This window comes from Pseudomonas sp. 1 R 17, from assembly GCF_900067035.1.
Classification (GTDB): Bacteria; Pseudomonadota; Gammaproteobacteria; order Pseudomonadales; family Pseudomonadaceae; genus Aquipseudomonas; species Aquipseudomonas marginalis.
Genome location: NZ_FKLB01000018.1, coordinates 111315 through 134439 on the forward strand (window position 1 = coordinate 111315; position 23125 = coordinate 134439).

20 protein-coding genes and 1 pseudogene are annotated in these 23125 nt (G+C 62.8%); 14 read left to right on the plus strand and 7 right to left on the minus strand.

Features of this window, described 5'->3' with window-relative positions:
- Positions 1–42: 42 nt before the first annotated feature.
- Entirely contained in the window at positions 43–1179 is a 1137-nt protein-coding gene (gene ribD, locus BFP99_RS02580) for a bifunctional diaminohydroxyphosphoribosylaminopyrimidine deaminase/5-amino-6-(5-phosphoribosylamino)uracil reductase RibD (RefSeq protein WP_065924909.1), read from the minus strand.
- On the minus strand, positions 1176–1646 hold the full coding sequence (gene nrdR, locus BFP99_RS02585; protein ID WP_027605190.1) for a transcriptional regulator NrdR: 471 nt from the start codon (positions 1644–1646) through the stop codon (positions 1176–1178). The genes ribD and nrdR overlap by 4 nt, the downstream gene beginning before the upstream one ends.
- A 140-nt stretch (positions 1647–1786) precedes the next feature.
- Here nrdR and BFP99_RS02590 point away from each other — a divergent pair, with 140 nt between their 5' ends.
- The 4 genes from BFP99_RS02590 to trxA all read left to right on the plus strand — a co-directional run bounded on the left by BFP99_RS02590 (position 1787) and on the right by trxA (position 5102).
- A complete protein-coding gene (locus BFP99_RS02590; protein ID WP_027605189.1) occupies positions 1787–2242 on the plus strand; it encodes a YbaY family lipoprotein in 456 nt (151 codons plus the stop codon).
- Positions 2239–2892 carry a class I SAM-dependent methyltransferase gene (locus BFP99_RS02595; protein ID WP_065946587.1) on the plus strand — a complete coding sequence of 218 codons (654 nt, stop codon included), beginning with the start codon at positions 2239–2241 and terminating at the stop codon, positions 2890–2892. Before BFP99_RS02590 ends, BFP99_RS02595 begins: the two co-directional genes overlap by 4 nt.
- A gap of 263 nt (positions 2893–3155) precedes the next feature.
- Positions 3156–4151, plus strand: a complete 996-nt coding sequence (locus BFP99_RS02600; protein ID WP_065946588.1) for an Abi family protein — start codon at positions 3156–3158, stop codon at positions 4149–4151.
- A gap of 78 nt (positions 4152–4229) precedes the next feature.
- On the plus strand, positions 4230–5102 hold the full coding sequence (gene trxA / locus BFP99_RS02605; protein ID WP_065946589.1) for a thioredoxin: 873 nt from the start codon (positions 4230–4232) through the stop codon (positions 5100–5102).
- On the opposite strand, the gene BFP99_RS02610 is transcribed toward trxA, so the two are convergent.
- Entirely contained in the window at positions 5099–5446 is a 348-nt protein-coding gene (locus BFP99_RS02610) for a hypothetical protein (RefSeq protein ID WP_065946590.1), read from the minus strand. The two genes, trxA and BFP99_RS02610, sit on opposite strands and share 4 nt — an antisense overlap.
- A 132-nt stretch (positions 5447–5578) precedes the next feature.
- On the opposite strand from BFP99_RS02610, the gene BFP99_RS02615 reads away from it, so the two are divergent.
- From BFP99_RS02615 to BFP99_RS02635, 5 genes are all read left to right on the plus strand, one after another.
- Positions 5579–6181, plus strand: coding sequence for a DUF2796 domain-containing protein (locus tag BFP99_RS02615; RefSeq protein ID WP_065925134.1), 603 nt, complete (start codon positions 5579–5581; stop codon positions 6179–6181).
- Between the two features lie 6 nt (positions 6182–6187).
- On the plus strand, positions 6188–6898 hold the full coding sequence (locus BFP99_RS02620; protein ID WP_065925133.1) for an ABC transporter ATP-binding protein: 711 nt from the start codon (positions 6188–6190) through the stop codon (positions 6896–6898).
- A gap of 1 nt (position 6899) precedes the next feature.
- Positions 6900–8165 carry an ABC transporter permease gene (locus BFP99_RS02625; protein ID WP_027605183.1) on the plus strand — a complete coding sequence of 422 codons (1266 nt, stop codon included), beginning with the start codon at positions 6900–6902 and terminating at the stop codon, positions 8163–8165.
- A gap of 90 nt (positions 8166–8255) precedes the next feature.
- Positions 8256–8777, plus strand: a complete 522-nt coding sequence (locus BFP99_RS02630; protein WP_065925132.1) for a DUF3299 domain-containing protein — start codon at positions 8256–8258, stop codon at positions 8775–8777.
- A 94-nt stretch (positions 8778–8871) separates the two neighbouring features.
- The gene (locus BFP99_RS02635) at positions 8872–9570 is read left to right on the plus strand and encodes an OmpW/AlkL family protein (protein ID WP_065925131.1); all 699 of its coding nucleotides are present in this window, start codon (positions 8872–8874) and stop codon (positions 9568–9570) included.
- Positions 9571–9669: 99 nt separating this feature from the next.
- Here BFP99_RS02635 and BFP99_RS02640 read toward each other — a convergent pair whose 3' ends face one another.
- The gene (locus BFP99_RS02640) at positions 9670–10554 is read right to left on the minus strand and encodes a sugar nucleotide-binding protein (protein WP_027605180.1); all 885 of its coding nucleotides are present in this window, start codon (positions 10552–10554) and stop codon (positions 9670–9672) included.
- 166 nt (positions 10555–10720) lie between these two features.
- Between BFP99_RS02640 and BFP99_RS02645 the strand changes: the two genes are divergently transcribed.
- Positions 10721–14980, plus strand: a complete 4260-nt coding sequence (locus tag BFP99_RS02645; RefSeq protein WP_065946591.1) for a DEAD/DEAH box helicase — start codon at positions 10721–10723, stop codon at positions 14978–14980.
- Positions 14981–15087: 107 nt separating this feature from the next.
- Here BFP99_RS02645 and BFP99_RS02650 read toward each other — a convergent pair whose 3' ends face one another.
- The gene (locus BFP99_RS02650) at positions 15088–17193 is read right to left on the minus strand and encodes a mechanosensitive ion channel family protein (RefSeq protein ID WP_065925129.1); all 2106 of its coding nucleotides are present in this window, start codon (positions 17191–17193) and stop codon (positions 15088–15090) included.
- 243 nt (positions 17194–17436) lie between these two features.
- On the opposite strand from BFP99_RS02650, the gene BFP99_RS02655 reads away from it, so the two are divergent.
- Genes BFP99_RS02655 through BFP99_RS02670 form a run of 4 tightly spaced genes read left to right on the plus strand, consistent with a single transcriptional unit; the run spans position 17437 to position 21341 of the window.
- Positions 17437–18363 (plus strand): DUF72 domain-containing protein, encoded by a 927-nt coding sequence (locus BFP99_RS02655; RefSeq protein ID WP_065925128.1) that lies wholly within the window; start codon positions 17437–17439, stop codon positions 18361–18363.
- Positions 18360–19136: an endonuclease/exonuclease/phosphatase family protein gene (locus tag BFP99_RS02660; RefSeq protein ID WP_065925127.1), complete on the plus strand. Its 777-nt coding sequence runs from the start codon at positions 18360–18362 to the stop codon at positions 19134–19136. Before BFP99_RS02655 ends, BFP99_RS02660 begins: the two co-directional genes overlap by 4 nt.
- A complete protein-coding gene (gene clsB, locus BFP99_RS02665; protein ID WP_065946592.1) occupies positions 19133–20395 on the plus strand; it encodes a cardiolipin synthase ClsB in 1263 nt (420 codons plus the stop codon). The genes BFP99_RS02660 and clsB overlap by 4 nt, the downstream gene beginning before the upstream one ends.
- Positions 20385–21341, plus strand: a complete 957-nt coding sequence (locus BFP99_RS02670) for a lysylphosphatidylglycerol synthase domain-containing protein (protein ID WP_065925125.1) — start codon at positions 20385–20387, stop codon at positions 21339–21341. The genes clsB and BFP99_RS02670 overlap by 11 nt, the downstream gene beginning before the upstream one ends.
- A gap of 5 nt (positions 21342–21346) precedes the next feature.
- On the opposite strand, the gene BFP99_RS02675 is transcribed toward BFP99_RS02670, so the two are convergent.
- Positions 21347–22102, minus strand: coding sequence for an alpha/beta hydrolase family protein (locus BFP99_RS02675; protein WP_027605173.1), 756 nt, complete (start codon positions 22100–22102; stop codon positions 21347–21349).
- Positions 22092–22835: pseudogene (locus BFP99_RS02680) on the minus strand (DUF3182 family protein); the annotation flags it as partial. The pseudogene BFP99_RS02680 and the gene BFP99_RS02675, both read right to left, overlap by 11 nt.
- Positions 22836–23125: the final 290 nt, after the last annotated feature.

Below are 23125 nucleotides of genomic sequence, written 5' to 3' on the forward strand. Positions count from 1 at the left end.
TCTCCTGGAAAACGGTGCGGGCACTTGAGCGCCCGGTCAGAATTATACGCTCGCTGCTGGCACAGGGATGGCAGTGACTCGCCAGTCGTCGCCTACAGCGCGCATTTCAGTGATCTTGAGTTGGGGAGCGTCGGCCAGCTTCTCAAGTGGCCAGTCCAGCAAAGGCCGGGCAGCGGAGCCGAGGAACTTGCCGGCGACGAAAATCACGTATTCGTCCACCAGGCCCTGCTGGGCAAACGCGCCCGCCAGGCTTGGGCCGGCTTCCACCAGTACGTCGTTGACGCCACGGGCGGCCAGCGCCACCAGCGCCGAGCGCAGGTCGACCTGGCCGTCCACGCCCGGCACCACCAGGCACTCGGGGCCACGGGGGAACTGGTTTTCCGCAGTGACACAGGTGATGACCAGCGCCGGGCCGGCTTTAAAGAACGGTGCGTTGAGCGGCACGCGCAAACGGCCGTCGATCAGCACACGCAGCGGCGGGCGCGACATGGCCAGGGCCGTGGTGGCGTCGTCCAGGCCGAGTTCGGCGGCGCGTACGGTCAGGCGTGCGCCGTCGGCCAATACGGTGTCGGCACCGGTCAGCACCACGCTGGCCTCGGCACGCAGGCGCTGCACGGCGGCGCGGGCGGCGGGGCCGGTGATCCATTGGCTTTCGCCGCTGGCCATGGCAGTGCGGCCGTCCAAACTCATCGCCAGCTTGACCCGCACAAACGGCAGGCCATGCTCCATACGCTTGAGGAAGCCCTTATTCAGGGCCCTGGCTTCACCTTCCAGCACGCCGCTGCGCACCACGATCCCGGCCTGGGCCAGGCGCTGCATGCCGCGCCCGGCGACTTCCGGGTTGGGGTCCTGCATCGCTGCGACCACCCGCGCCAGCCCGGCACTCACCAGCGCATCGGCGCACGGCGGGGTGTGGCCGTAGTGGCTGCAGGGCTCGAGGGTTACGTACGCCGTGGCGCCGCGCGCCTTGTCACCGGCAGCCCGCAAGGCATGCACTTCCGCATGGGGCTCGCCGGTGCGCACATGCCAGCCTTCGCCGACAATCTGCCCAGCGCGGACAATCACGCAGCCCACACGCGGGTTGGGGTGGGTGGTGTACAGGCCGTTGCGCGCCAGTTCGAGGGCGCGGGCCATGTAATGGGCGTCCAGCACAGCCTGTTCAGCAGAAAGTGGGTTCATTCTTTGACCGGCTCACGGGCCAGGCGGTCGATCTCTTCGCGGAACTCGTTGAGGTCCTGGAAGCGTCGATACACCGAGGCGAAACGGATATAGGCGACTTCGTCGAGCTTTTGCAGCTCGCCCATCACCAGCTCTCCCACCACCAGGCTCTTGACCTCGCGTTCGCCGGTGGCGCGCAGCTTGTGCTTGATATGCGCCAGCGCCGCCTCCAGCCGCTCGACACTCACCGGGCGTTTTTCCAGGGCGCGCTGCATACCGGCGCGCAGTTTTTCTTCGTCGAAAGGCTGGCGGCTGCCGTCGGACTTGATCAGGCGCGGCAATACCAGTTCGGCGGTTTCGAAGGTGGTGAAACGTTCACCGCAGCCAGAGGCCAGGCATTCGCGCCGGCGACGCACTTGATCGCCCTCGGCGACCAGACGCGAGTCAATGACCTTGGTGTCGTTGGCACCGCAGAAGGGACAGTGCATGGTGGCAGGCAACAAAAAAAGGGAGGGCCATGGTAGCGCATCCCTGTGGCAAGACAAGCCATAGCCTTTACGGTATATAGGCAGGCCTATATGTTTCTTATATTTCAAGCCACGGATTTTGTCCTTTTCTGGAGCCGTACATGCAGTTACGACCACTTGTTTTGCTCACCGTGTTCAGTGTCCTGGTCGCCTGCAGCAGCGAAGCCCCCAAGCCGGCCGCCCCTCAACCGACGCCCGCACAAGAGAAAAAAGTCCCCGGCATTGAAGACCTCGGTCCCCTGCCCGCCTATCAACGCGAAATCAGCGGCAGCCTCACCAACGTGCCGGCCGGCGCCGAAGTCGAGATGGCGCTGCTGGTGATCGATGACCGTTCGCGCCCGCAACAACTGTTGGCGAGCAGCGTCTTGACCGGCAATGGCAAGCCCCTGGCCTTCCGCCTGCGCTACAACCCCGAGGCGTTCCCAGCCGGTGCGCGGGTTGAATTGCGTGGCCGTGCCAGCCAATCCGGCCAGTTGATCCTGCACCTGCCTGCCGTACGCATCACCCAGGCGATCACCCAGACCACCGGCCCCCTGGAACTCGTCAAGGCACCATGACGCCGCCGCTGGACTTGCAGCGCGCCCTGAGCGCGCTGATCGGCGACGCCCAACTGCTGCCCTGCCCGCTGCCGGATACCACGCTTTCATTGTGGCTGCTGGATGCGGACAACATGGACCGCGCCTTCAGCCCCGAGGAAACCCGGCGCATCCTGCATGAACCGCCCTACTGGAGTTTTTGCTGGGCCAGCGGCTTGGCGCTGGCGCGGTATCTGGCGGCGAACCCGCAATGGGTGAAAGGTAAGCGCGTGCTGGATTTCGGCGCGGGCTCCGGTGTGGCCGGGATTGCGGCGGTTAAAGCCGGCGCGCTGGAAGTGGTGGCCTGCGACCTGGATCCGCTGGCGTTAGCGTCCTGCCGGGCGAATGCCGAACTCAACGGTGTGGAACTGAGTTACTCGCAGGACTTTTTCGCCGAAGCCGACCGCTTCGACCTGATCCTGGTCGCCGACGTGCTCTACGACCGCGCCAACCTGCCGTTGCTCGACCACTTCCTCAGCCGAGGCCGCGAAGCGCTGGTGGCGGACTCGCGCGTGCGGGACTTCCAGCACCCGGCTTATCGGCGGCTGGAGATACTCGATGCACTGACGTTGCCGGACCTGGCCGAGCCTTGGGAGTTTCGCAAGGTGAGCCTGTACCATTCGCGGCGTTAAAGCTGCACCTTACAAATGTTCAGCAATAGATTGGTTAAGACAACGAAAAGAGGCGCATGGAAAATGCCCTCCTTTCGCACGCGGCTTGGACAATCGACCTGCATGCTTTTCCAAACAGTTTCACTCATTGCTGACCACGCAACCCGCTTGCAAAAAAACGGGCAGCTCACTAATCTTTGCGGCAATACACCCGCCATGCCTCTGGTTGCGTCAGTAGCCAAGCACAAATTGTGCGGGTTTTTTATGCCCGGTATTTTTTGGGTATGAGGACATTCAGCAAACCCGCCATTGACGTTCCTGCCCAGCTTGAGCTGCTCAAGCACCGCGGATTGAATGTTCAGGACGAGGTTGGCGCCGCGTCTTTTTTGCAATCGGTCAGCTTCTTTCGGCTCACCCCCTATATGCGGCCGTTTCAGCAGCCGGAGGATGTCAACCATCGTTTTCGTGACGGTAGCCAGTTTGAACAGTTAACTCGTCTCTACGACTTCGACCGACAGCTTCGCTTGCTGACCATGGATGCCATCGAGAGAGTCGAAATAGCATCGCGCTCGGCCATCAGCAACCACATGGGGCCCGCCCATGGCAGTCACTGGTATATAAACTCGCAGATGTTCCATCAGATGTTCGATCATCAGCGGCTGCTTACGACGCTGTCCCTCAAACAATCCACAGCCATGCGTCACTTCCAGCGCGAATGCGAGAGCATCGATCGATTGCGCGCGGACGACATGAGAAAACGCCTCCTTAAACGCCAAAGAGCTAAAGAAAGCTACGCCCGTTACTACCCAGCAACCTACGTCCACCCACCTCTTATGCCAGGCTGGGCCATGTTGGAGGAACTGACGCTGGGTGATTTATCCCACTTATATAAGGGCTTGGCGAAAGACGCGGATAAAAAGGCCATTGCCAAGCGCCTGGGACTTGCGGCCCCCCTCATGCAGTCCTGGCTGCACACCCTGACCACCATTCGAAACATGTGCGCCCATCATTCACGACTGTGGAACCGAGAGTTAGGCATTCGTCCCGAACTGCCAAGGAAAGCCAACTTCTTATGGCCGGGACAGCTCTTTCAGCCAGGGCCACACACCCGCATTTTTGCAGCACTCTGCATTCTGAATCACTTGATGCATCAGGTGAGCCCCCACAGTCACTGGGATCAACGCCTGCATCGCCTTATTTACGAATTTCCGGAAGTTAGCCTGAAAGCGATGGGCTTCCCTCTCGATTGGTATCAGGACCCTTTTTGGCATGCGCTTTGAAACAGAACACCCCGCTGCTTCCGGTAGCCTTCGCCAGCCCTTATAGTTGCCCCATTCCCGCTTTATTCGAGACGCCCCATGAGTGAGCCCACGCCGTACATCTTCGACGTCACCAGCGCCAATTTCGACCAGGCCGTGATCCAGAACTCCTTCGAAAAACCCGTGCTCGTGGATTTCTGGGCCGAGTGGTGCGCGCCGTGCAAGGCGTTGATGCCGATGCTGGCGCAGATTGCCCAGAGTTATCAGGGCGAGTTGCTGCTCGCCAAGGTCGATTGCGAGGCCGAGCAGGACATCGTCGCGCGCTTTGGCATTCAAAGCCTGCCGACGGTGGTGCTGTTCAAGGATGGCCAGCCGGTGGATGGGTTTGCCGGGGCGCAGCCGGAGTCGGCGGTGCGGGCGCTGCTGGAGCCTCACGTGAAGATGCCACCACCGGCGGCGGCTGACCCACTGGAGCAGGCCCAGGCGCTGTTTACCGATGGCCGCATCAACGACGCCGAGGCCGTGCTGGTGGCGCTGCTGGGTGAAGACAACACCAACGCTGCCGCGTTGATTCTGTACGCGCGCTGCCTGGCCGAACGCGGTGAGTTGGGTGAAGCCCAAACCGTGCTCGATGCAGTGAAGAGCGATGACCACAAAGCCGCCCTCGCCGGCGCCAAGGCGCAACTCACCTTCCTGCGCAAGGCCGCCGACCTGCCGGACACCGCCGAGCTGAAAAGCCGCCTGGCGCAAAACCCGCAGGACGACGAAGCCGCCTATCAACTGGCCATCCAGCAGCTGGCGCGCCAGCAGTACGACGCGGCGCTGGAAGGCTTGCTCAAGCTGTTTATCCGCAACCGCAGCTACAGCGAAGGCCTGCCGCACAAGACCTTGCTGCAGGTGTTCGAGCTGTTGGGCAATGATCACCCGCTGGTGACCGTGTACCGCCGCAAGTTGTTCGCCGCGCTGTACTAATCGCCGATCCAACTGTACAGCGGCGTATCCCCGCCGCTGGCCACCTTGACCTTGGCGCTATGGCGCAGGCGCACCAACAGGCGCTTGCCCGCCGCGGCATCCCCCGCCAAACCTTCCAGTCGATCAAGCAGTTCCAGGCCGCTGAGTTGCCCGGCGTTGCGCAACAGGTCCTGGGCGTTCTGCCACAGATCATCGTTCGGCTTGACCGGCGCTGCCGGCGCGGCGGTCGCGCTTGCCACTGGCGTCGCCTGCAGCTGCGCGCCGAGTCGTGCCCAATCGCCGTCGTCCAGCTCCAGGGTCAAGTCCACCGGCAGGTCGCCGATGGTTCCACGAATTCGCAACATCGTCCTTACTCCTGCATTTTTTCTGACGAGCATGCTCCCATGCGGCTTGCGCAACGCCAAGCGGGCGGGCAAACTCTCGGCACTATTGTTATAAGATCACATAACAAAACTTTCATCTCCTGGAGCTTTCCCATGCGCCGTCTGTTGCTTGCTTTGCCGTTTGCCCTGTTGCCACTCGCCATCGCTCATGCCGCCGACGAGCATGACCACGATCACGAACACGGCAGCCTCGGCGCCCACGAGCATGGCGTAGGCCGCCTTAACGCGGTACTCGACGGCCAGGCCCTGGAGCTTGAACTGGACAGCCCGGCGATGAACCTGGTGGGCTTCGAACACCTCGCCACCAGCGCAGCCGACAAAGCCAAGGTCGCCGCCGCCCGCAAACAGCTGGAGAACCCACTGGCCCTGTTCAACCTGCCCAAGGCCGCGGGTTGCGTGATCAGCTCCCAGGAACTCAACAGCCCGCTGTTCGGCGACAAACCGGAAGCCGACCACGACGACGATGATGATGACCACGACGCCAAAGACGGCGCCCACGAGCATCATCACGATCACAGTGAAATCCACGCCCACTACCAATTCACCTGCGCCACGCCGACCGCCCTGGGCAACCTGGACCTGACCCAGGTGTTCAAGACCTTCCCCGCCACCCAGAAAATTCAGGTACAACTGATCGGCCCGAGCGGCCAGCAAGGTGTTGAAGCGACGGCCACAGCAGCCACCCTGAAGTTCTGAGTGCCCATGACCCACCCATTGATCGAACTGTCTGACCTGGGCTTTAACTGGCCCGGTCACCCACAGTTGCTGGACATCCCCGCGTTCCGCCTGGAAGCGGGGGAAACCCTGTTTCTCAAGGGGCCGAGCGGCAGTGGCAAAACCACCTTGCTCGGCCTGCTCGGCGGTGTGCAGAAGCCCAGCCTGGGCAGTATCCGCCTGCTCGGCCAGGAGCTGACCGAACTTTCGGCCGGCGCCCGGGACCGCTTTCGCGTTGACCACACCGGCTATATCTTCCAGCAGTTCAACCTGCTGCCGTTCCTGTCGGTGCGCGAGAACGTCGAGCTGCCCTGTCACTTTTCCAAGCTGCGCGCGCAACGGGCAAAGCTGCGCCACGGCAGTGTCGACACAGCCGCCGCCACATTGCTGGCGCACCTGGGCCTGAAGGATAAGGACTTGCTGGAGCGCCGCGCCGACTCGCTGTCCATCGGCCAACAGCAACGGGTGGCCGCCGCCCGTGCGCTGATCGGCCAACCGGAGTTGGTGATCGCCGACGAGCCCACCTCGGCCCTGGACTACGACGCCCGCGAAGCCTTCATTCGACTGCTGTTCGCCGAATGCCGCGAAGCCGGCGCCAGCCTGTTGTTTGTCAGCCATGACCAGAGCCTGGCGCCGCTGTTCGACCGTAACCTGTCGCTGGCCGAACTCAATCGCGCCGCCACGCCCGCAGAGGTTTGAGATGTATCTGTTTCGTCTAGCCATGGCCAGCCTGGCTAACCGCCGCTTTACCGCGATCCTCACCGCCTTCGCCATCGCCTTGTCGGTGTGCCTGCTGCTGGCGGTGGAACGCGTGCGCGTTGAGGCGCGCAACAGTTTCGCCAGCACCATCAGCGGCACCGACCTGATCGTCGGCGCCCGCTCCGGTTCGGTCAACCTGCTGCTGTACTCGGTGTTCCGCATCGGCAACGCCACCAACAACATTCGGTGGGACAGCTACGAGCACTTCGCCGCCAGCCCCCAGGTGAAATGGGCGATCCCGATTTCCCTCGGCGACTCCCATCGTGGCTACCGCGTAATGGGCACCAACGAATCCTACTTCGAGCACTACCAGTACGGGCGCAAGCAAAACCTGGAACTGGCCAGCGGCCGCGCCTTCGCCACCGACCCGTTCGAAGTAGTACTCGGCGCCGAAGTCGCCGATGCCCTGCACTACAAGCTCGGCGACAAGCTGGTGCTGGCCCACGGCGTGGCGGTGGTCAGCCTGGTAAAACACGATGACAAACCGTTCACCGTGGTCGGTATTCTCAAGCGCACCGGCACGCCGGTGGACCGCACGCTGCATATCAGCCTCGGCGGTATGGAGGCGATCCATATCGATTGGCACAACGGCGTACCGGCCCAGGGCAAAGGCCGCATCAGTGCCGACCAGGCGCGCAACATGGACCTCACCCCGCAAGCCATCACGGCCTTTATGCTCGGCCTGAACAACAAGATTTCCACCTTCGCCCTGCAGCGGGAGATCAACGAATTCCGTGGCGAACCGATGCTGGCGATCCTGCCCGGCGTGGCGCTGCAAGAGCTGTGGAGCATGATGGGCACCGCCGAAAAAGCCTTGTTCGTGATCTCGCTGTTCGTGGTGCTGACCGGTTTGATCGGCATGCTCACGGCGATCCTCACCAGCCTCAACGAACGCCGCCGCGAAATGGCGATCCTGCGCTCGGTGGGCGCGCGGCCGTGGCATATCGCAACCTTGCTGATTTTCGAAGCCTTCGCCCTGGCCCTGTCCGGCGTGATCGCAGGCGTGGGCTTGCTGTATGTGTGCATCGCCGCATCGCGCGGGTATTTGCAGGCCAATTACGGCCTCGACCTGCCGATGTCGTGGCCCAGCGAATATGAATGGACCTTGCTCGCCGGTATCCTGGCGGCAGCGCTATTGATGGGCAGCGTGCCCGCCTGGCGCGCCTACCGACAATCCCTGGCCGATGGCCTGTCCATAAGGCTGTGAACAGCAGCTGTACGTTTCAAGCTACAAGCCTCAAGCGAATCGGCTTTTACTTGAAGCTTGCAACTTGCAGCTACCCACTGAGGAGTCTTCATGCGTCGCGCTCTGTTTGCGTTATTGCTGCTGGTGGCCGTGCCGGCCTGGGCGGAGGACCAGCCCAGGGATTTGTCCTGGCAGGAGATGATCCCGCCGGACGCGCCACCGGAAATCCCCAATATGAAACCGCTGCACAATCTGTCGAACATGGCCGATGCCTTGTCCGTCGAAGCGGCACCAGCGGCCAAGCAGGATCTGCCCAATGCGCCGGTGGTGCAGAGCCTCGATGGCCAGCACATCCGCCTGCCCGGGTATATCGTGCCGCTGGAAGTCAGCGAAGAAGGCCGCACCACCGAGTTCCTGCTGGTGCCGTATTTCGGCGCGTGCATCCATGTGCCGCCACCGCCATCGAACCAGATCGTGCACGTGAAAAGCGAACTCGGCGTGAAACTCGATGAGCTCTACCAGCCGTACTGGATCGAGGGTGCGATGCAGGTCAAACCGTCCACCAGTGAACTGGCCGACGCCGGCTACCAAATGGATGCCGAGAAAATTTATATCTACGAACTGCCGGAATAACGCTGATCGCCCTTTCATTGAGCTGAGTCAACAGACCGGACGGAACGATCTTTACCATTGGACGTACAACTTCTAAACGTCCTCTGGAGCTCCCATGAACAAGTCTCTGCTCGGCGCGTCCCTCTTCGCCCTCGCACTCGCCGCCCCTGCCGTCCACGCTCACGAAGCGGGCGACATTCTGATTCGTGCCGGTGCAATCACCGTGAACCCGAAGGCAGACAGCGGCACCGTCAAAGTTGACCAGGGTCCACTGGCCGGCGCCAACCTGGGCGGCAAGGCGACCATGAGCAGCGACACCCAGCTGGGTTTGAACTTCGCCTACATGCTCACCAGCCATGTCGGTATCGAACTGCTGGCGGCCACGCCGTTCGAGCATGACGTGAAGCTTAAGAACACCGCCCTCGGCGCCGCCAACGGCAAGCTCGGTACGCTGAAACACCTGCCGCCGACCCTGAGCGTCGTGTACTACCCACTGGACAATAAATCCCCGTTCCAGCCGTATGTAGGCGCCGGTATCAACTACACCTGGATCTACGACGAACACGTCGGCAGCCGCGCCTCCGAAGCCGGTTTCAGCAACTTCAAGGCCGAGAACTCCTGGGGCTGGGCTGCGCAGATCGGCGCGGACTACATGATCAACGACAAGTGGATGATCAACGCCCAGGCGCGTTACATCGACATCAGCACCAAGGCCACCGTGGAAAACAACGCCGTGGCGCCTGGCACCCGGGCCAAGGTCAATGTGGACGTGGACCCAATGGTTTACATGGTGGGTATCGGCTACAAGTTCTAAGCAACACTGCATAACCAATGTGGGAGGGGGGTTGCTGTGGTGAGGGACAAGTCCCCATCACCACAGCAACCCCCCTCCCACATTTTGCTTTGTGTCGTGTCAGCTATGGCGGTAGAACCGGTCCAGCAACGCCGGTAACCCCGCTCGCCACGCCCGCGGCTTGATGCCGAAGGTGTGGAGGATTTTCTTGCAGGCCAGCACCGCATGCTGCGGTTCGTCTGCCGCATCCGGCCGTGCCGCGTGGGCCTGGGCGGTGGGCGCTTCGATGGCCAGCGCATGGTAGCTGCGCGCTTCGGTGAGGATCGCCTGGCCCAGCGCCAGCGGCGTGGTCGCCTCATGCCCGGCGTAGTGGTAAGTGCCCCACAGCGGCGCCGCGCAATCGAGTTGCTTGAGCACCGAGATGATCACCCGTGCGGCATCGTCCACCGGCGTCGGGTTACCGCGGCGGTCGTCCGCCATCAACAACTCATCCGGTTTCTCGGCCCGGGCCAGGAAGCGCCCGAGGGTGCCGTCGACGCTGTCATCCAACAGCCAGCCAAAACGCAACAGCACATGTTGCGGGCACGTCGCGCGCACGCTCTGTTCGATCCGCCATAACGCCTGGCCGCGCAGGCCCAGGGGCACCGGCTCGTCCTTTTCGCTGTAGGCGGTGGCGCGGGAGCCATCGAACACGCGGTAGCTGGACGGTTGCAGCAGGGTAATGTTGTGGTGCTGGCACAGTTCAGCCAGGCGCTCGATGGCGAACTCCTGGGCGGCCAGGCGGGTTTCGCTGACGGCTTCGGCCTGGAACCAGTCGAAATAGTAGGCGAGGTTGATCAACGCATCGGGACGGGTGTCGTCGAGCAATTGGGTGAGGCTTGCGGCATCCCAGCCGTCTTGGGGCGGTTTGGGTGCGAGGAAACCAATGTCTTCCTCTGCACCGAGGCGAATCAGCGCCTGCCCGAGGGCATTCCCGCCGCCCAGTAACATAAGGCGCATTCGCATAGATTGAGCAGGCCCGGTCTGTTTGGAACGATGGTTATGGTCGGCAAGCCCGTGAGGCGTGCCGTAGGTTTATTCCAGAATCGTTGCATTTTGCGGGTTTGTAGCGCAACCGTCACGGATAAAGTGCGGGGTTGCAACTTGTTGGAGTGGGCTGCATAACTTAGGCATGAACCTTCCTGAATCAACCGACACGGTCTTGAACGGCTTCCACCCCGCCGTCAGCACCTGGTTCCGCCACACCTTCCCTTCGGTGACCAGGGCCCAGGCCCAGGCGTGGCCGCTGATCCGCCAGCGCCGCTCGACGCTGATCGCAGCGCCCACCGGCTCCGGCAAGACGCTGACGGCCTTCCTCGCGGTGCTCGATGACCTGGTTCACCAGGGCCTGGCCAACGGCGGGCAACTGCCGGACGAGACGCTGGTGGTGTATGTGTCGCCGCTCAAGGCGCTGTCCAATGACATCCAGATCAACCTGCAAACCCCGCTGGCCGGGATCACCGAGCATTTGCAGCGCCTGGGCCTGCCGCCACTGGTGATCCGCACCGCCGTGCGCACCGGCGATACCCCGCAGAAAGACCGCGCACAGATGCGCAAGCGCCCGCCGCATATCCTGGTGACCACGCCGGAATCGCTCTACGTGCTGCTGGGCTCGGACTCCGGCCGGCAGACGCTGGCCAGCACGCGCACGGTGATCGTCGATGAAATCCACGCCATCGCCGCCAGCAAACGCGGCAGCCACCTGGCCTTGAGCCTGGAGCGCCTGCAAGGCTTGTGCGCCGAGCCGCTGACCCGCATCGGTCTGTCGGCCACGCAAAAACCCATCGAAGCGGTGTCGCGCTTTCTGGTGGGCACTGAGCGAACGTGCGACATCGTCGACATCGGCCATGCCCGCCCCCGTGACCTGGATATCGAAGTGCCTCCGGTGCCGCTGTCGGCGGTGATGGCCAACGATGTCTGGGAGCTGGTCTACAACCGCCTCTCCGCCCTTGCCCGTGAGCACCGCACCACGCTGATCTTCGTCAACACCCGGCGCCTGGCCGAACGCCTGGCCCGGCACTTGAGCGAGCGCCTGGGCAAGAGCGCCGTCGCCGCCCACCACGGCAGCCTGGCCAAGGAGATGCGCCTGGACGCCGAGCAACGGCTCAAGGCCGGCGAGCTGCAAGTGCTGATCGCCACAGCGTCCCTGGAACTGGGGATTGATATCGGCGATGTCGATTTGGTGTGCCAGATCGGTTCGCCGGGCTCCATCAACGGCTTTCTGCAACGGGTGGGCCGCTCCGGGCATCAGGTCGGCGGCACGCCCAAGGGGCGCCTGTTCGCCACCACCCGCGACGATCTGATCGAATGCGCCGCCCTGCTCGATTGTGTGCGGCGGGGAGAACTGGACACCTTGCAGATCCCGGTGGCGCCCCTGGACGTGCTGGCCCAGCAGATCATCGCCGAGGTCAGTGCCCAGGAGTGGCCGGAGCAGGCCCTGCTTGACCTGATCCACCGCGCCGCGCCCTACGCCACCCTGGATGAACGCCACTATCAGGCGCTGCTGCAGATGCTCGCCGAGGGCTACAACGGGCGCCAGGGTATCCGCAGCGCGTACCTGCACCGCGATGCCCTGACCCGCACCCTGCGCGGTCGCCGTGGCGCCAAGCTGACCGCCGTGACCAGCGGCGGCACCATCCCCGACAACGCCGACTACAGCGTGTTGCTCGAACCCCAAAGCCTGAACATCGGCAGCGTCAACGAAGACTTCGCGGTGGAAAGCATCGCCGGGGATATCTTCCAGCTCGGCAATACCTCCTACCGCATCCTGCGGGTCGAGGCCGGCAAAGTGCGGGTCGAAGACGCCCACGGCCAGCCGCCGACCATTCCGTTCTGGCTCGGCGAAGCGCCGGGGCGCAGCAATGAGTTATCCGCCGCTGTCGCGCGTTTGCAGGGGCAACTCGACACCCTGCTCAGCGCCAGCCCCGGCGACCTGCAACCGGCGCAAGAGTGGCTCACCGGCACCCTTGGCCTGAACCGCACCAGCGCCGAACAGATCCTCGACTACCTGGCCCGCGCGCGCCTGGCCCTCGGCGCGTTGCCGTCCCAGGACACGTTGATCATGGAGCGGTTTTTCGACGAATCCGGCGGCACCCAGTTGATCATCCACACGCCGTTCGGCAGCCGCATCAACCGGGCCTGGGGCCTGGCCTTGCGCAAGCGTTTTTGCCGCACCTTCAATTTCGAATTGCAGGCGGCAGCCAGCGAAAATGCGATCGTGCTGTCGCTGTCCACCAGCCACAGTTTCGAGCTGGATGAGGTGTGGCGTTACCTCAACAGCAACAGTGCCGAACACCTGCTGATCCAGGCGGTGCTGGATGCGCCGCTGTTCGGCGTGCGCTGGCGCTGGAACGCCGGCGTGGCCCTGGCGCTGCCGCGCTTTACCGGTGGGCGCAAGGTGGCGCCGCAGATCCAGCGCATGAAGAGCGAAGACCTGATCGCCAGTGTGTTCCCCGACCAGATCGCCTGCCTGGAAAACCTCGCCGGTGAACGCGAAGTACCCGAGCACCCGCTGGTGGAACAAACCCTCGATGACTGCCTGCACGAAGCCATGGACAGCGACGCCTGGCTTGCCTTGCTGCGGCGCATGGAGCGCGGCGAAGTGCGCTTGATCAGCCGCGACCTGCCGGCGCCCTCGCCCATGGCCGCCGAAATCCTCAGCGCGCGCCCCTACACCTTTCTCGACGATGCACCGCTGGAAGAACGCCGCACCCAGGCCGTGCTCAACCGTCGTTGGAGCGACCCACAGAGCACCGACGACCTGGGCGCACTGGATGCGGACGCCATCGCCGGCGTGCGCGAAGAGGCCTGGCCGGCGCCCCATGGCGTGGATGAAATGCATGAGGCACTGATGAGCCTGGCGTGCATCGCCAGCCACGAAGTCACGGCGCAATGGGCCGAGTGGCTGAACGCCTTGGCCAAGGCTGGCCGCGCCTTTCAGTTGTCCAATGGCCTGTGGGTCGCGGTGGAGCGCCTGGGGTGTTTGCAGGCGATCTACCCCAACAGCTTGCCGTTGCTCCCCGGCTTCAATGAGCCCTGGACCTTTGACGACGCGCTGGTGGAACTGCTGCGTGCGCGCCTGGGTGGCTTCGGCCCGCAGAGCATTATCGAGATCGCCGCGCCACTGGCCTTGCCGCTGGCCGACATCACCCAGGCACTGGCCCGCCTGGAGCAGGAAGGCTACGTGCTGCGCGGTCGCTTCAGCCCCGGCGCACTCGAGGAACAATGGTGCGAACGGCATCTGCTCGCACGCATTCATCGCTACACGGTCAAGCGCCTGCGCCGGGAAATCGAGCCGGTGGCGCTGCAGGATTTCATGCGCTTCCTGTTCGATTGGCAGCATCTGTCCGATAGCACACGTGGCCAGGGCAGCGCGATGCTGCCGCAGATTGTCGGCCAGTTCGAAGGCTACGCCGCCGCCACGTCGGCCTGGGACAGTGACCTGCTCAGTGCGCGGCTCAAGGATTACTCATCGACCTGGCTCGACGAGCTGTGCCGCAGCGGCAAGCTGGTGTGGACGCGCTTGAGCAACAAGTCCGGCGCCATCGCCCTGCGCAGCACGCCGGTGGTGCTGTTGCCGCGCAGCCAGGTGGCATTGTGGAGCGGGCTCACCGAACCCACCGATAGCACGACGCTGTCGCCCAAGGCGCAGAAAGTCCACCTGGCCTTGCGCGAACACGGCGCGCTGTTTTTCGATGAGCTGGTGCACGAAGCCCATCTGTTGCGCAGCGAACTGGAAACCGCCTTGCAGGAACTGGTCGGCGCCGGCCTGGTGAATGCCGACAGTTTTGCCGGGTTGCGCGCACTGACCACCCCGGCCAGCAAGCGCCAGGCGCGCAGCAGTCGGCGCGGGCGTGGGGCGTTTATCGGCGGCATGGACGATGCCGGACGCTGGGCGCTGATTCGCCGCCCATCGACCGCCGCCGGCCCGCACTCGGCCGAAACCCTGGAACATGTGGCGATGACCTTGCTGCGCCGTTATGGCGTGGTGTTCTGGCGTTTGCTGGAGCGCGAGGCGGATTGGTTGCCGAGTTGGCGCGAACTGCTACGCACATTCCATCGGCTGGAAGCCCGGGGTGAGATTCGCGGCGGGCGGTTTGTCAGCGGGCTGGCGGGTGAGCAGTTTGCGCTGCCGGAGGCGATCCCATTGCTGCGCGAGGTGCGGCGCCGCCCCCATGACGGGAGTTTGATCGCCGTGTGCGGGGCTGACCCGCTGAACCTGGTGGGCACACTGTTGCCGGGCAGCAAGGTGCCGGCGGTGAGTGGGAATCGTGTTGTGTATCGGGATGGGTTGCCGGCGGCGGTGATGGTGGGGGGCAAGCAACAGATATTGCTGGATGTGGATCAGCAGTCAATACGGGACAAGCTGATCCAGCACCGCGCAAATCCGTAGCAGCTGTCGAGCCCCGGCGAGGCTGCGTCGGCCGCGACTCGATTCTGAATCGGCAGCGCGCCTGACGCAGCCTCGCTGGCGCTCGGCAGCTGCTACGGGGTGGAGGATTATTGAGTACGCGGCTGCTCCGTCAACACCACCGACGCCGGCACCTCTTCATCCGGCTCATCCACCTGGGGTGTACGCTTGGGCAACAAAACCTGCTGTGGATAAGTCTGCGCGAAGTGCACCTCATCACAGTTATCCACAAGCTTTTTCAAACGCTGGTTGAACGCACGGCTCACCGCATATTGCCCACCCGACACGGTACGGAACTGCGCCGTGAGCACCACGCCATTAAGGTCCATCTTGTCGACGCCAAACACCTCCAGCGGCCCTTGCAGGTTGTACTTGAGGAACACATCGTCGCGGATCGACTGCCCGGCCTCGCGGATCAGTTCCACGGCCTTGTCCACATCGGTGTCGTAGGTGAACTGCACCGAGAAGAACGCATAGGCAAATTGCCGCGACTGGTTGGTGACCGCCTTGATCTGCCCGAACGGCACCGAATGCACAAAGCCCTTGCCGTCGCGCAGGCGCAGGGTACGGATGGTCAGGCCTTCGACGGTGCCGGCGTGGCCGGAATCAAGCACCACCCAGTCGCCGATGGACAAGGTGTCTTCGATGATGATGAACAGGCCGGTAATCACGTCCTGCACCAATTGCTGGGAGCCGAAACCAATCGCCAGGCCGACCACACCGGCCCCCGCCAGCAACGGCGCGACGTTGATGCCCAGGTTGGCCATGGTGGTGATTGCGCAGATCACCACCAGGATGATTTTCACCGCATTGCGCAGCAGCGGCAGGATGGTCTTCACCCTTGTGCTGGGCTGGCGATTGGAGCGTTTGTTCACCGGCGGTTTCAGCGCTTCCTGGATCGCCGTGTCGAGCACCACCCAGAACAACCAGGTCATCAGCAGGATCAGGCCGATGCTGCTGAGGGAATCGCTGATCGCGCGTCCCACCGAGTTGCGCTGGGCGAATTCGAACAGCGACACGCCCCAGATCCGCCCGAGTATTTCGATAAAGGCGATGGCCATGACAATGCGCAGGATCGCGTGCAACAGGCTGAGAAAACGCTCCTTGTAGGCACTGCTGCGCTGGATAGCCACCTGGCTGCGGGACTTGAACAGGTGTTGCAGCACCGTGCTCAGGAATACCGTGCCGATCAACAGAATCGTGGTGAACAGCGCGCAGCGCAGGGCTTTCTGGTTGTCGTCGCCGGCGCCGATCAGGTTGATCGCCGAGACCAGCACCATCAACAGGATCGGCCAGTACCAAAGGCCGGAAAATATCCGCAGCGACTGCTGCAACGCCGGGTGTTTCAGGCGCTGGGCCAGCGGTCGATTACGGATCAGGTGGGCCACCGGGCGGCGCAGGCGCACCACCAGCACGCCAAAGATCACCGCCGCGAACAGGCCGGTAAACACCGCGATACTGCTGGTGATATTGCCCCCGAGCTGGCGGGCGATCTGCGGACTGGTCAGGGCGTCGCTGAGGGCGGCGAGGAAGCCGATCAGGAACAGGGGCTTGGGGCAGTAGTCGCGAATGATCTGCACCGCCGGCCGCTTATGGCCGACGTTGAACATCACAATCACGCACAGCAGCATCGACGTGGAGAAGATGCCGCTGCTGGTCGCATAGGCAAAGCACAGCGCCAGTGCGCGACCTATGGACGTGGGCAGGAAGTGACTGACATAGAGCGTCAGCGGCAGGCAGATCAGCGCCGGGATCGTGTAGGGCACCACATAACCCAGCACGCCTTGCAGGCGCCCCCGCCGTTCGATGAAAGGACGACGACTCAGGCGCAGCACGATAAACCGCCCCAGCAGCGTCAACCCAACGAAGGCACCGACCCACACCCCGGACAGCAGCAGGAAGTCGCCGGCCACGCTCCACGGCGAACGCTCCGACGTCTGGTCAACCAACCGGCCGACCTCATCTGCCGCGCGGTCCGCGCGCAGGCGCCAGGCATCAACAAGGTTCTGATTGAGGTCGAGCTTGTTCTGCACATCATCGATGCTGGAACTGATGGCACCGAGCAATCCGCCCTCTACCAGCAACTCCGGTTTGGCCGGTGCTTCGGCTTCCGGCGCGGTGGCAGCGGCGTACAGTGCGCCGCTGCCGCAGAACAGCAGCGCGCCGAGCAGTAATGCAGTCTTTAGATTCAGCAAAACACCGGGCTCCTTCAGAAGGGTCTGTAAGGAACTGACGAATTTGAGCACTGATCGTTCCCCTGTTTCAGCATCTTTGCCGCTTGGGCAACTATCAAATGCGGCCTGCATGCCGGGGTGAGGCGTGGTGGCCTTCGGCACAGTTTTGAACCTGCACCGTCTGTAGGACGGTGGAAACTTTCGCGCAAATTGCACGGTCATCCCAAAACGGAGGTCAATCGACCCACATCGACGGGAGTAACCATGGCGGCGATTCATATCGGCATTTCCGGCTGGCGCTACACGCCTTGGCGGGGGGATTTCTACCCCGAGGGGCTGACCCAGAAACGCGAGCTGCAGTTTGCGTCACGGGCCGTCAACAGCATCGAGATCAACGGTTCGTTCTACGCTCTGCAAACTCCCAAGCGTTACGCCGAGTGGTATGCCCAGACGCCTGAAGACTTCATGTTCAGTGTCAAGGCACCGCGCTACATCACGCATATCCTGCGCCTGCAGGATGTGCACAAGCCGATGGCGAACTTCTTCGCCTCCGGAGTGCTGGAGTTGAAAGACAAACTCGGCCCGATCCTGTGGCAGTTTCCGCCCAGCTTTAAATTCGATCCGCTGCTGTTCGAAGCCTTCCTCGCCGAATTGCCCACCGACACCCGGCAGGCCGCCACCCTCGCCCACCAGCATGAGCCGCGCCTGAACGGCAAGGCCAGCCTGCAGGCCCACGGCAAGCGCGCCCTGCGCCACGCGGTGGAGATTCGTCATAACAGTTTTGCGGTGCCGGAGTTTGTGCAGATGCTGGATAAGCACGGCGTGGCGTTGGTGGTGGCAGACACCGCCGGCAAGTGGCCGTATCTCGAAGATGTTACCGCCAACTTCATGTACTTGCGTTTGCACGGCGACAAGCAGCTGTACGCCAGCGGTTATACCGATGAAGCCCTCAAGCGCTGGGGCGATCGCATCGAACGTTGGGCCCACGGCAAGCAACCGGCCGATGCGCACCTGGCCGCCCCGCAGCACAAACCGCGCGCCCGCAAACAGCGGGATGTGTTTTGCTTTTTCGACAATGACATCAAAGTGCGTGCGCCCTTCGATGCACGCCACTTGCTGCAGCGTTTCGGGCTGGACAGGCAGCTTTCCACCGAGCCCGGCAAGTTGCCTGAACCGGGGGTGTTGCCATGACGCATCCGGAATGGGTCCCCATTACGCCCACCGTCGCCATCACTCGCTTCACGGTGCTGACGGTCAATATCCACAAGGGCTTCACCGCCTTGAACCGACGCTTCATCCTGCCCGAGCTGCGTGAAGCGGTACGCAGTGTGGGCGCTGATATGGTGTTCCTGCAGGAAATCCACGGCACCCACGAGCGCCATCCCCAGCGCTACAGCGACTGGCCGAACATGCCGCAGTACGAGTTCCTCGCCGACAGCATCTGGCCGCAGTTCGCCTACGGGCGCAACGCGGTCTACCCCCATGGCGACCACGGCAATGCGTTGCTGTCGAAATTCCAGATCGTGAGTTACGACAACCTCGACATCTCCCAAAGCGGCCATGAAAACCGTGGCCTGTTGCATTGCGTGCTGCGCTTGCCTGGCACCGGACAGGAAGTGCATGCGATCTGCATCCACCTGGGCTTGCGCGAGGTGCATCGCCAGCAGCAATTGCGCTTGCTGGAGCAGCGTATCAGCGAGATCCCGGCGGATGCGCCGTTGGTGGTTGCCGGCGATTTCAATGACTGGCGCCAACGCGCCGACCTCAGCCAAAGCGGCCTGCAGGAAGTCTTCATGCAGGCCCACGGTAAACCCGCACGCACCTTTCCGGCACGCCTGCCGCTGCTGGCACTGGACCGCATCTATGTGCGCAATCTAAAGATTCATCACCCCAAGGTGCTGACCACCCGCCCCTGGTCCCATCTGTCAGACCACGTGCCCCTGTCGGTGGAGATTGAACTATGAACATTGCCGTTGAGCACATTTCTACCGACCAGCCGCCGGATGAAGCCAAGGCTCGCGACCTCGATTACGGCTGGCAGCCTGACAACCGGCTCGAGTTGCTGGAGAACGGCGAGGCGTACTTTCCCAAAGTATTCGACGCCTTGCGCGGGGCGCAGCGGGAGATCCTGCTGGAGACCTTTATCCTCTTCGAAGACAAGGTCGGCCATGAGCTGCAACGCATCTTGATCGACGCAGCGCAGCGTGGAGTCAAGGTGGTGGTCAGCCTGGATGGCTTTGGCTGCGGCGAACTGAGCCGCGCTTTTCTCGGCGAATTGGCCCAGGCCGGGGTGGCCGTGCAGATGTTTGACCCGGCGTCCAAGACCCTGGGTATTCGCACCAACTGGTTTCGCCGCCTGCACCGCAAGATCGTGGTGGTGGATGCCACCGTGGCGTTTATCGGCGGGATCAATTTTTCTGCCGATCACCTGGGGGATTTCGGCCCCGAGGCCAAGCAGGATTACGCGGTGCAGGTGATAGGCCCGGCGGTGGCCGACCTGCATCATTTCGCCCTCGCCCAAAGCGGCCGCCAGGTGCGTACGCGGCGCGGTTGGCGACGGCGCCAGCAACGGCCATCGCCTTGGCCGACCGATACAGGCGAGGGCCTGGTGCGCTTGATTTACCGCGACAACCTGCAGCACCGCGACGACATTGAAGAGGCCTACATCCATGCCTTGAGCAAAGCCCGGGAACGCGCGGTGATTGCCAATGCCTATTTCTTCCCCGGTTACCGCCTGCTGCGTGAGATCCGCAATGCGGCGCGCCGTGGCGTGAAGGTGCAATTGATCATGCAGGGCCAGCCCGATGTGCTGCTGGCCAAGCTGGCCGCGCGCATGCTCTACGACTACCTGCTCAAGGATGGCGTGGTGATTCATGAATATTGCCAGCGCCCGCTGCACGGCAAAGTCGCGCTGGTGGATGACGAGTGGAGCACCGTGGGTTCGAGCAACCTCGACCCGTTAAGCCTGTCGCTGAACCTGGAGGCCAACGTGCTGATTCGTGACCGGGCGTTCAATCAGCACCTGTACAAACGCCTGGACGTACTCGCCAAGGAGCATTGCCAGACCATGCCGGAAAACCGCAAGCCGCGCCTGTGGCTATGGCGACTGACCGTCGGTTTCCTGGTGTTCCATGTGATGCGCCACTTCCCCGCGCTGACCGGCTGGTTCCCGGCGCACAAGCCACGGTTGAAACCCTTCGAGGCTCGAACCCATGACATCTGAAGCCAACGGTTCACGCTTAAAGCGCTGGAAGAAACCGCTGACCGTGGCGTTCTTCCTGTTGCTGATCGTGCTGTTCACTCTGCTCGCAAGGCGTATCGACTGGAGCGAAGTGTTCCACACCCTGGGCGATTTCAAGCTGCGCACCCTGCTGATCGCGGGCACGCTGACGTTATGCAGCTTTATCGTCTACGCCTGCTTCGACTTGATCGGCCGCACCTACATTCGCCAACCGCTGCGCTGGAAGCAAATCCTGCCGGTCGGAATCATCAGCTATGCGTTCAATCTGAACCTGAGTGCCTGGGTCGGCGGAATCGCCATGCGCTATCGGCTGTATTCGCGGCTGGGGGTGAGCACTGGCAATATCGCCAAGATTCTCGGGCTGAGCCTGGCCACCAATTGGTTCGGTTATATGGCATTGGCCGGGGTGGTGTTCAGCAGCGGCCTGGTGACCATGCCGCCGGGCTGGAAGCTCAGCAGCGGCGCCCTGCAGGGCGTGGGTGTGCTGTTGGTGCTGGCGAGCCTGGGCTATCTGGCGGCGTGCCAATTCTCGACAAAGCGTGCATGGTCGATTCGCGGCATCGAGATCAACCTGCCGTCGCTGCGCATGGCGTGCCTGCAGTTGGCATTGGGCGCGTTGAACTGGTCGCTGATGGCCGCGGTGATTTTCACCTTGTTGCCCGCCAAGCTGGACTACCCGCTGGTGTTGGGCGTGCTGCTGATCAGCGCGATCGCCGGTGTCATCACCCATATCCCCGCCGGGCTCGGGGTGCTGGAAGCGGTGTTTATCGCACTGCTGCAACATGAAGCGTCGCGCGGCAGTTTGCTGGCCGGGCTGATCGCCTATCGGGCCATTTACTTTATCCTGCCGCTACTGATCGCCCTGGTGATGTACCTCGGTGTCGAGGCCAAAGCCAAGGCACTACGGGTGAAGAAAACACCAGCATGATCGCGTTACTGGGACTGGATGATGCTCAACCGTTCCCCCACTACCATCTCGGTGATCCAGTCCACCAGGATCGAGGTGTAGGCCTGTTGTGACACTGGATCGCTCAGGGAGTGGTCGGCACCATCGATGATGCGGTGCGTCAGGGAGTGCGTGTGCTGGCACGCCGCGCGGTAGCTCATGATGGTGGCGTGGGGCACATGGTCATCGGTTTCCGATTCGACAATCAGCACATCACCGGTAAATTGCGCGCAGGCCTGCAGTGCGCGGTTGGTTTCGGCGTGCACCAGCGTGCTGCGGTAATCCATCAGGTCGGCCTTATCGAGGTCACGCTTGGGCTTGAGCCATTCCTGGTCGCGGTACAACGCAGGCACGCGCAGCGCCAGCCAGCGCACCGGGCGCAATGAGGTGAGAATCGCCGCCAGGTAGCCGCCATAGCTGGTGCCCACCACCGCCACCGCCGAGGTGTCGATGGCCGGGTGCGAGAGCAGTCGGTCGTAGGCCGCCAGCAGATCGCGCAGGTTGTCTTCACGGGTGACGCGGGACAACGGGATACCTGTGCCCGCGTGGCCACGCAGATCGAACGTCAGGCACACGCATCCCAGCCCGGCGATACCTTTGGCGCGCTCCAGGTCCCGCTCCTGGCTACCGCCCCAGCCGTGCACGAATAACACCCCCGGCACCTTCGATTTGGGGCTGAGGAACGTGCCGCTCATCTGTTCGTCGTCGATGTCGATCGCAATGCTTTCGCTTCTAGCCGTCATAAGATTTAACCGTCACGTACTTGAGAAGAAAGTCGCTGTGTTCCGCCGGGCCTCGGTACACCTCGATAGCATCCGCGGGCAGCGCCTGGTCCACGTAGGTTTCTACCGAAGACACCTGAATGGCCTTGAGGCCCGGGTGGTTGATAAAGCTCTGCAGCGCCGCGACTTCCGCGCTGCTGGCGCCCCCCATGCGCCAGGATTGTTCAAGCACACCACTGCGCCGCTGGCCGTCGCTGTCCAGGCCCTGGGCGATATCGTAGTTGCGCCGGGACGCGTAGAAACCCGGGTAAGCCTCATCGGCGGCCGCGTCGAAGACCTGGGCTTGCTCGATGGCTTGGCGCACGTCGCCGGGCAGCTCGAGCTTGAGCAAATCGTCATAACCGCCAGGCACCACCAGCAGGTTGGAGCCACCGTAGACCTCCTCGCCCTGTCCGTCCTGGGTCAGGTATTGCTCGCCGCAGTAGCTGATGACGTGATCGCCGATAAAACTCTGGCCCACACTATGGGTGACCACATCGTGCAGGTCTTGTTCCAGCACGACGCCTTCGCTGAACATCCGGGCCGCTTCGGGGCGCGCCAGCACGGCCTCGAACTCATCCAGGCTGTGGATAACTTCCTGGCCGCGCCCGGCGCAGGCATGCACCGGTTTCAGGCGGATCGGCCCGCTGTAGAGCAAGCGTTTGGCGGCTTCCTGTGCATCGTTGAGCGCAAATACGCTCAGGCCGTCCATCAAATTCATGTTACGACTTTTCTGCACATAACACTGAAAACGCTGGGTTTTATACGAATTTACTGACTGTGCAATCATGATATTGCACAGTCAGTCAGCACGCAAGCCCGGATACCCCTCCATCTGGCCAGCAGAAGGCAAATGGGCGAACGAGATGATTCTCTGCTCTCCCGACCATGACAGCCCTAAAGGTTTCGGAGATTCCGCTATCGCAAACGGTGCCCTGATGGCCTGGCAGCAAGCAGTAGGCTCACTGCCTTCCCGTCAAGAAACCCTCGCAAGCCGAGGCACTC

Excerpts from the sequence above, each read along its gene's own strand:
- ribD (WP_065924909.1), bottom strand. The coding sequence starts at position 1,179 with ATGAACCCACTTTCTGCTGAACAGGCTGTGCTGGACGCCCATTACATG.
- nrdR (WP_027605190.1), bottom strand. The coding sequence starts at position 1,646 with ATGCACTGTCCCTTCTGCGGTGCCAACGACACCAAGGTCATTGACTCG.
- BFP99_RS02590 (WP_027605189.1), top strand. The coding sequence starts at position 1,787 with ATGCAGTTACGACCACTTGTTTTGCTCACCGTGTTCAGTGTCCTGGTC.
- BFP99_RS02595 (WP_065946587.1), top strand. The coding sequence starts at position 2,239 with ATGACGCCGCCGCTGGACTTGCAGCGCGCCCTGAGCGCGCTGATCGGC.
- BFP99_RS02600 (WP_065946588.1), top strand. The coding sequence starts at position 3,156 with ATGAGGACATTCAGCAAACCCGCCATTGACGTTCCTGCCCAGCTTGAG.
- trxA (WP_065946589.1), top strand. The coding sequence starts at position 4,230 with ATGAGTGAGCCCACGCCGTACATCTTCGACGTCACCAGCGCCAATTTC.
- BFP99_RS02610 (WP_065946590.1), bottom strand. The coding sequence starts at position 5,446 with ATGTTGCGAATTCGTGGAACCATCGGCGACCTGCCGGTGGACTTGACC.
- BFP99_RS02615 (WP_065925134.1), top strand. The coding sequence starts at position 5,579 with ATGCGCCGTCTGTTGCTTGCTTTGCCGTTTGCCCTGTTGCCACTCGCC.
- BFP99_RS02620 (WP_065925133.1), top strand. The coding sequence starts at position 6,188 with ATGACCCACCCATTGATCGAACTGTCTGACCTGGGCTTTAACTGGCCC.
- BFP99_RS02625 (WP_027605183.1), top strand. The coding sequence starts at position 6,900 with ATGTATCTGTTTCGTCTAGCCATGGCCAGCCTGGCTAACCGCCGCTTT.
- BFP99_RS02630 (WP_065925132.1), top strand. The coding sequence starts at position 8,256 with ATGCGTCGCGCTCTGTTTGCGTTATTGCTGCTGGTGGCCGTGCCGGCC.
- BFP99_RS02635 (WP_065925131.1), top strand. The coding sequence starts at position 8,872 with ATGAACAAGTCTCTGCTCGGCGCGTCCCTCTTCGCCCTCGCACTCGCC.
- BFP99_RS02640 (WP_027605180.1), bottom strand. The coding sequence starts at position 10,554 with ATGCGAATGCGCCTTATGTTACTGGGCGGCGGGAATGCCCTCGGGCAG.
- BFP99_RS02645 (WP_065946591.1), top strand. The coding sequence starts at position 10,721 with ATGAACCTTCCTGAATCAACCGACACGGTCTTGAACGGCTTCCACCCC.
- BFP99_RS02655 (WP_065925128.1), top strand. The coding sequence starts at position 17,437 with ATGGCGGCGATTCATATCGGCATTTCCGGCTGGCGCTACACGCCTTGG.
- BFP99_RS02660 (WP_065925127.1), top strand. The coding sequence starts at position 18,360 with ATGACGCATCCGGAATGGGTCCCCATTACGCCCACCGTCGCCATCACT.
- clsB (WP_065946592.1), top strand. The coding sequence starts at position 19,133 with ATGAACATTGCCGTTGAGCACATTTCTACCGACCAGCCGCCGGATGAA.
- BFP99_RS02670 (WP_065925125.1), top strand. The coding sequence starts at position 20,385 with ATGACATCTGAAGCCAACGGTTCACGCTTAAAGCGCTGGAAGAAACCG.
- BFP99_RS02675 (WP_027605173.1), bottom strand. The coding sequence starts at position 22,102 with ATGACGGCTAGAAGCGAAAGCATTGCGATCGACATCGACGACGAACAG.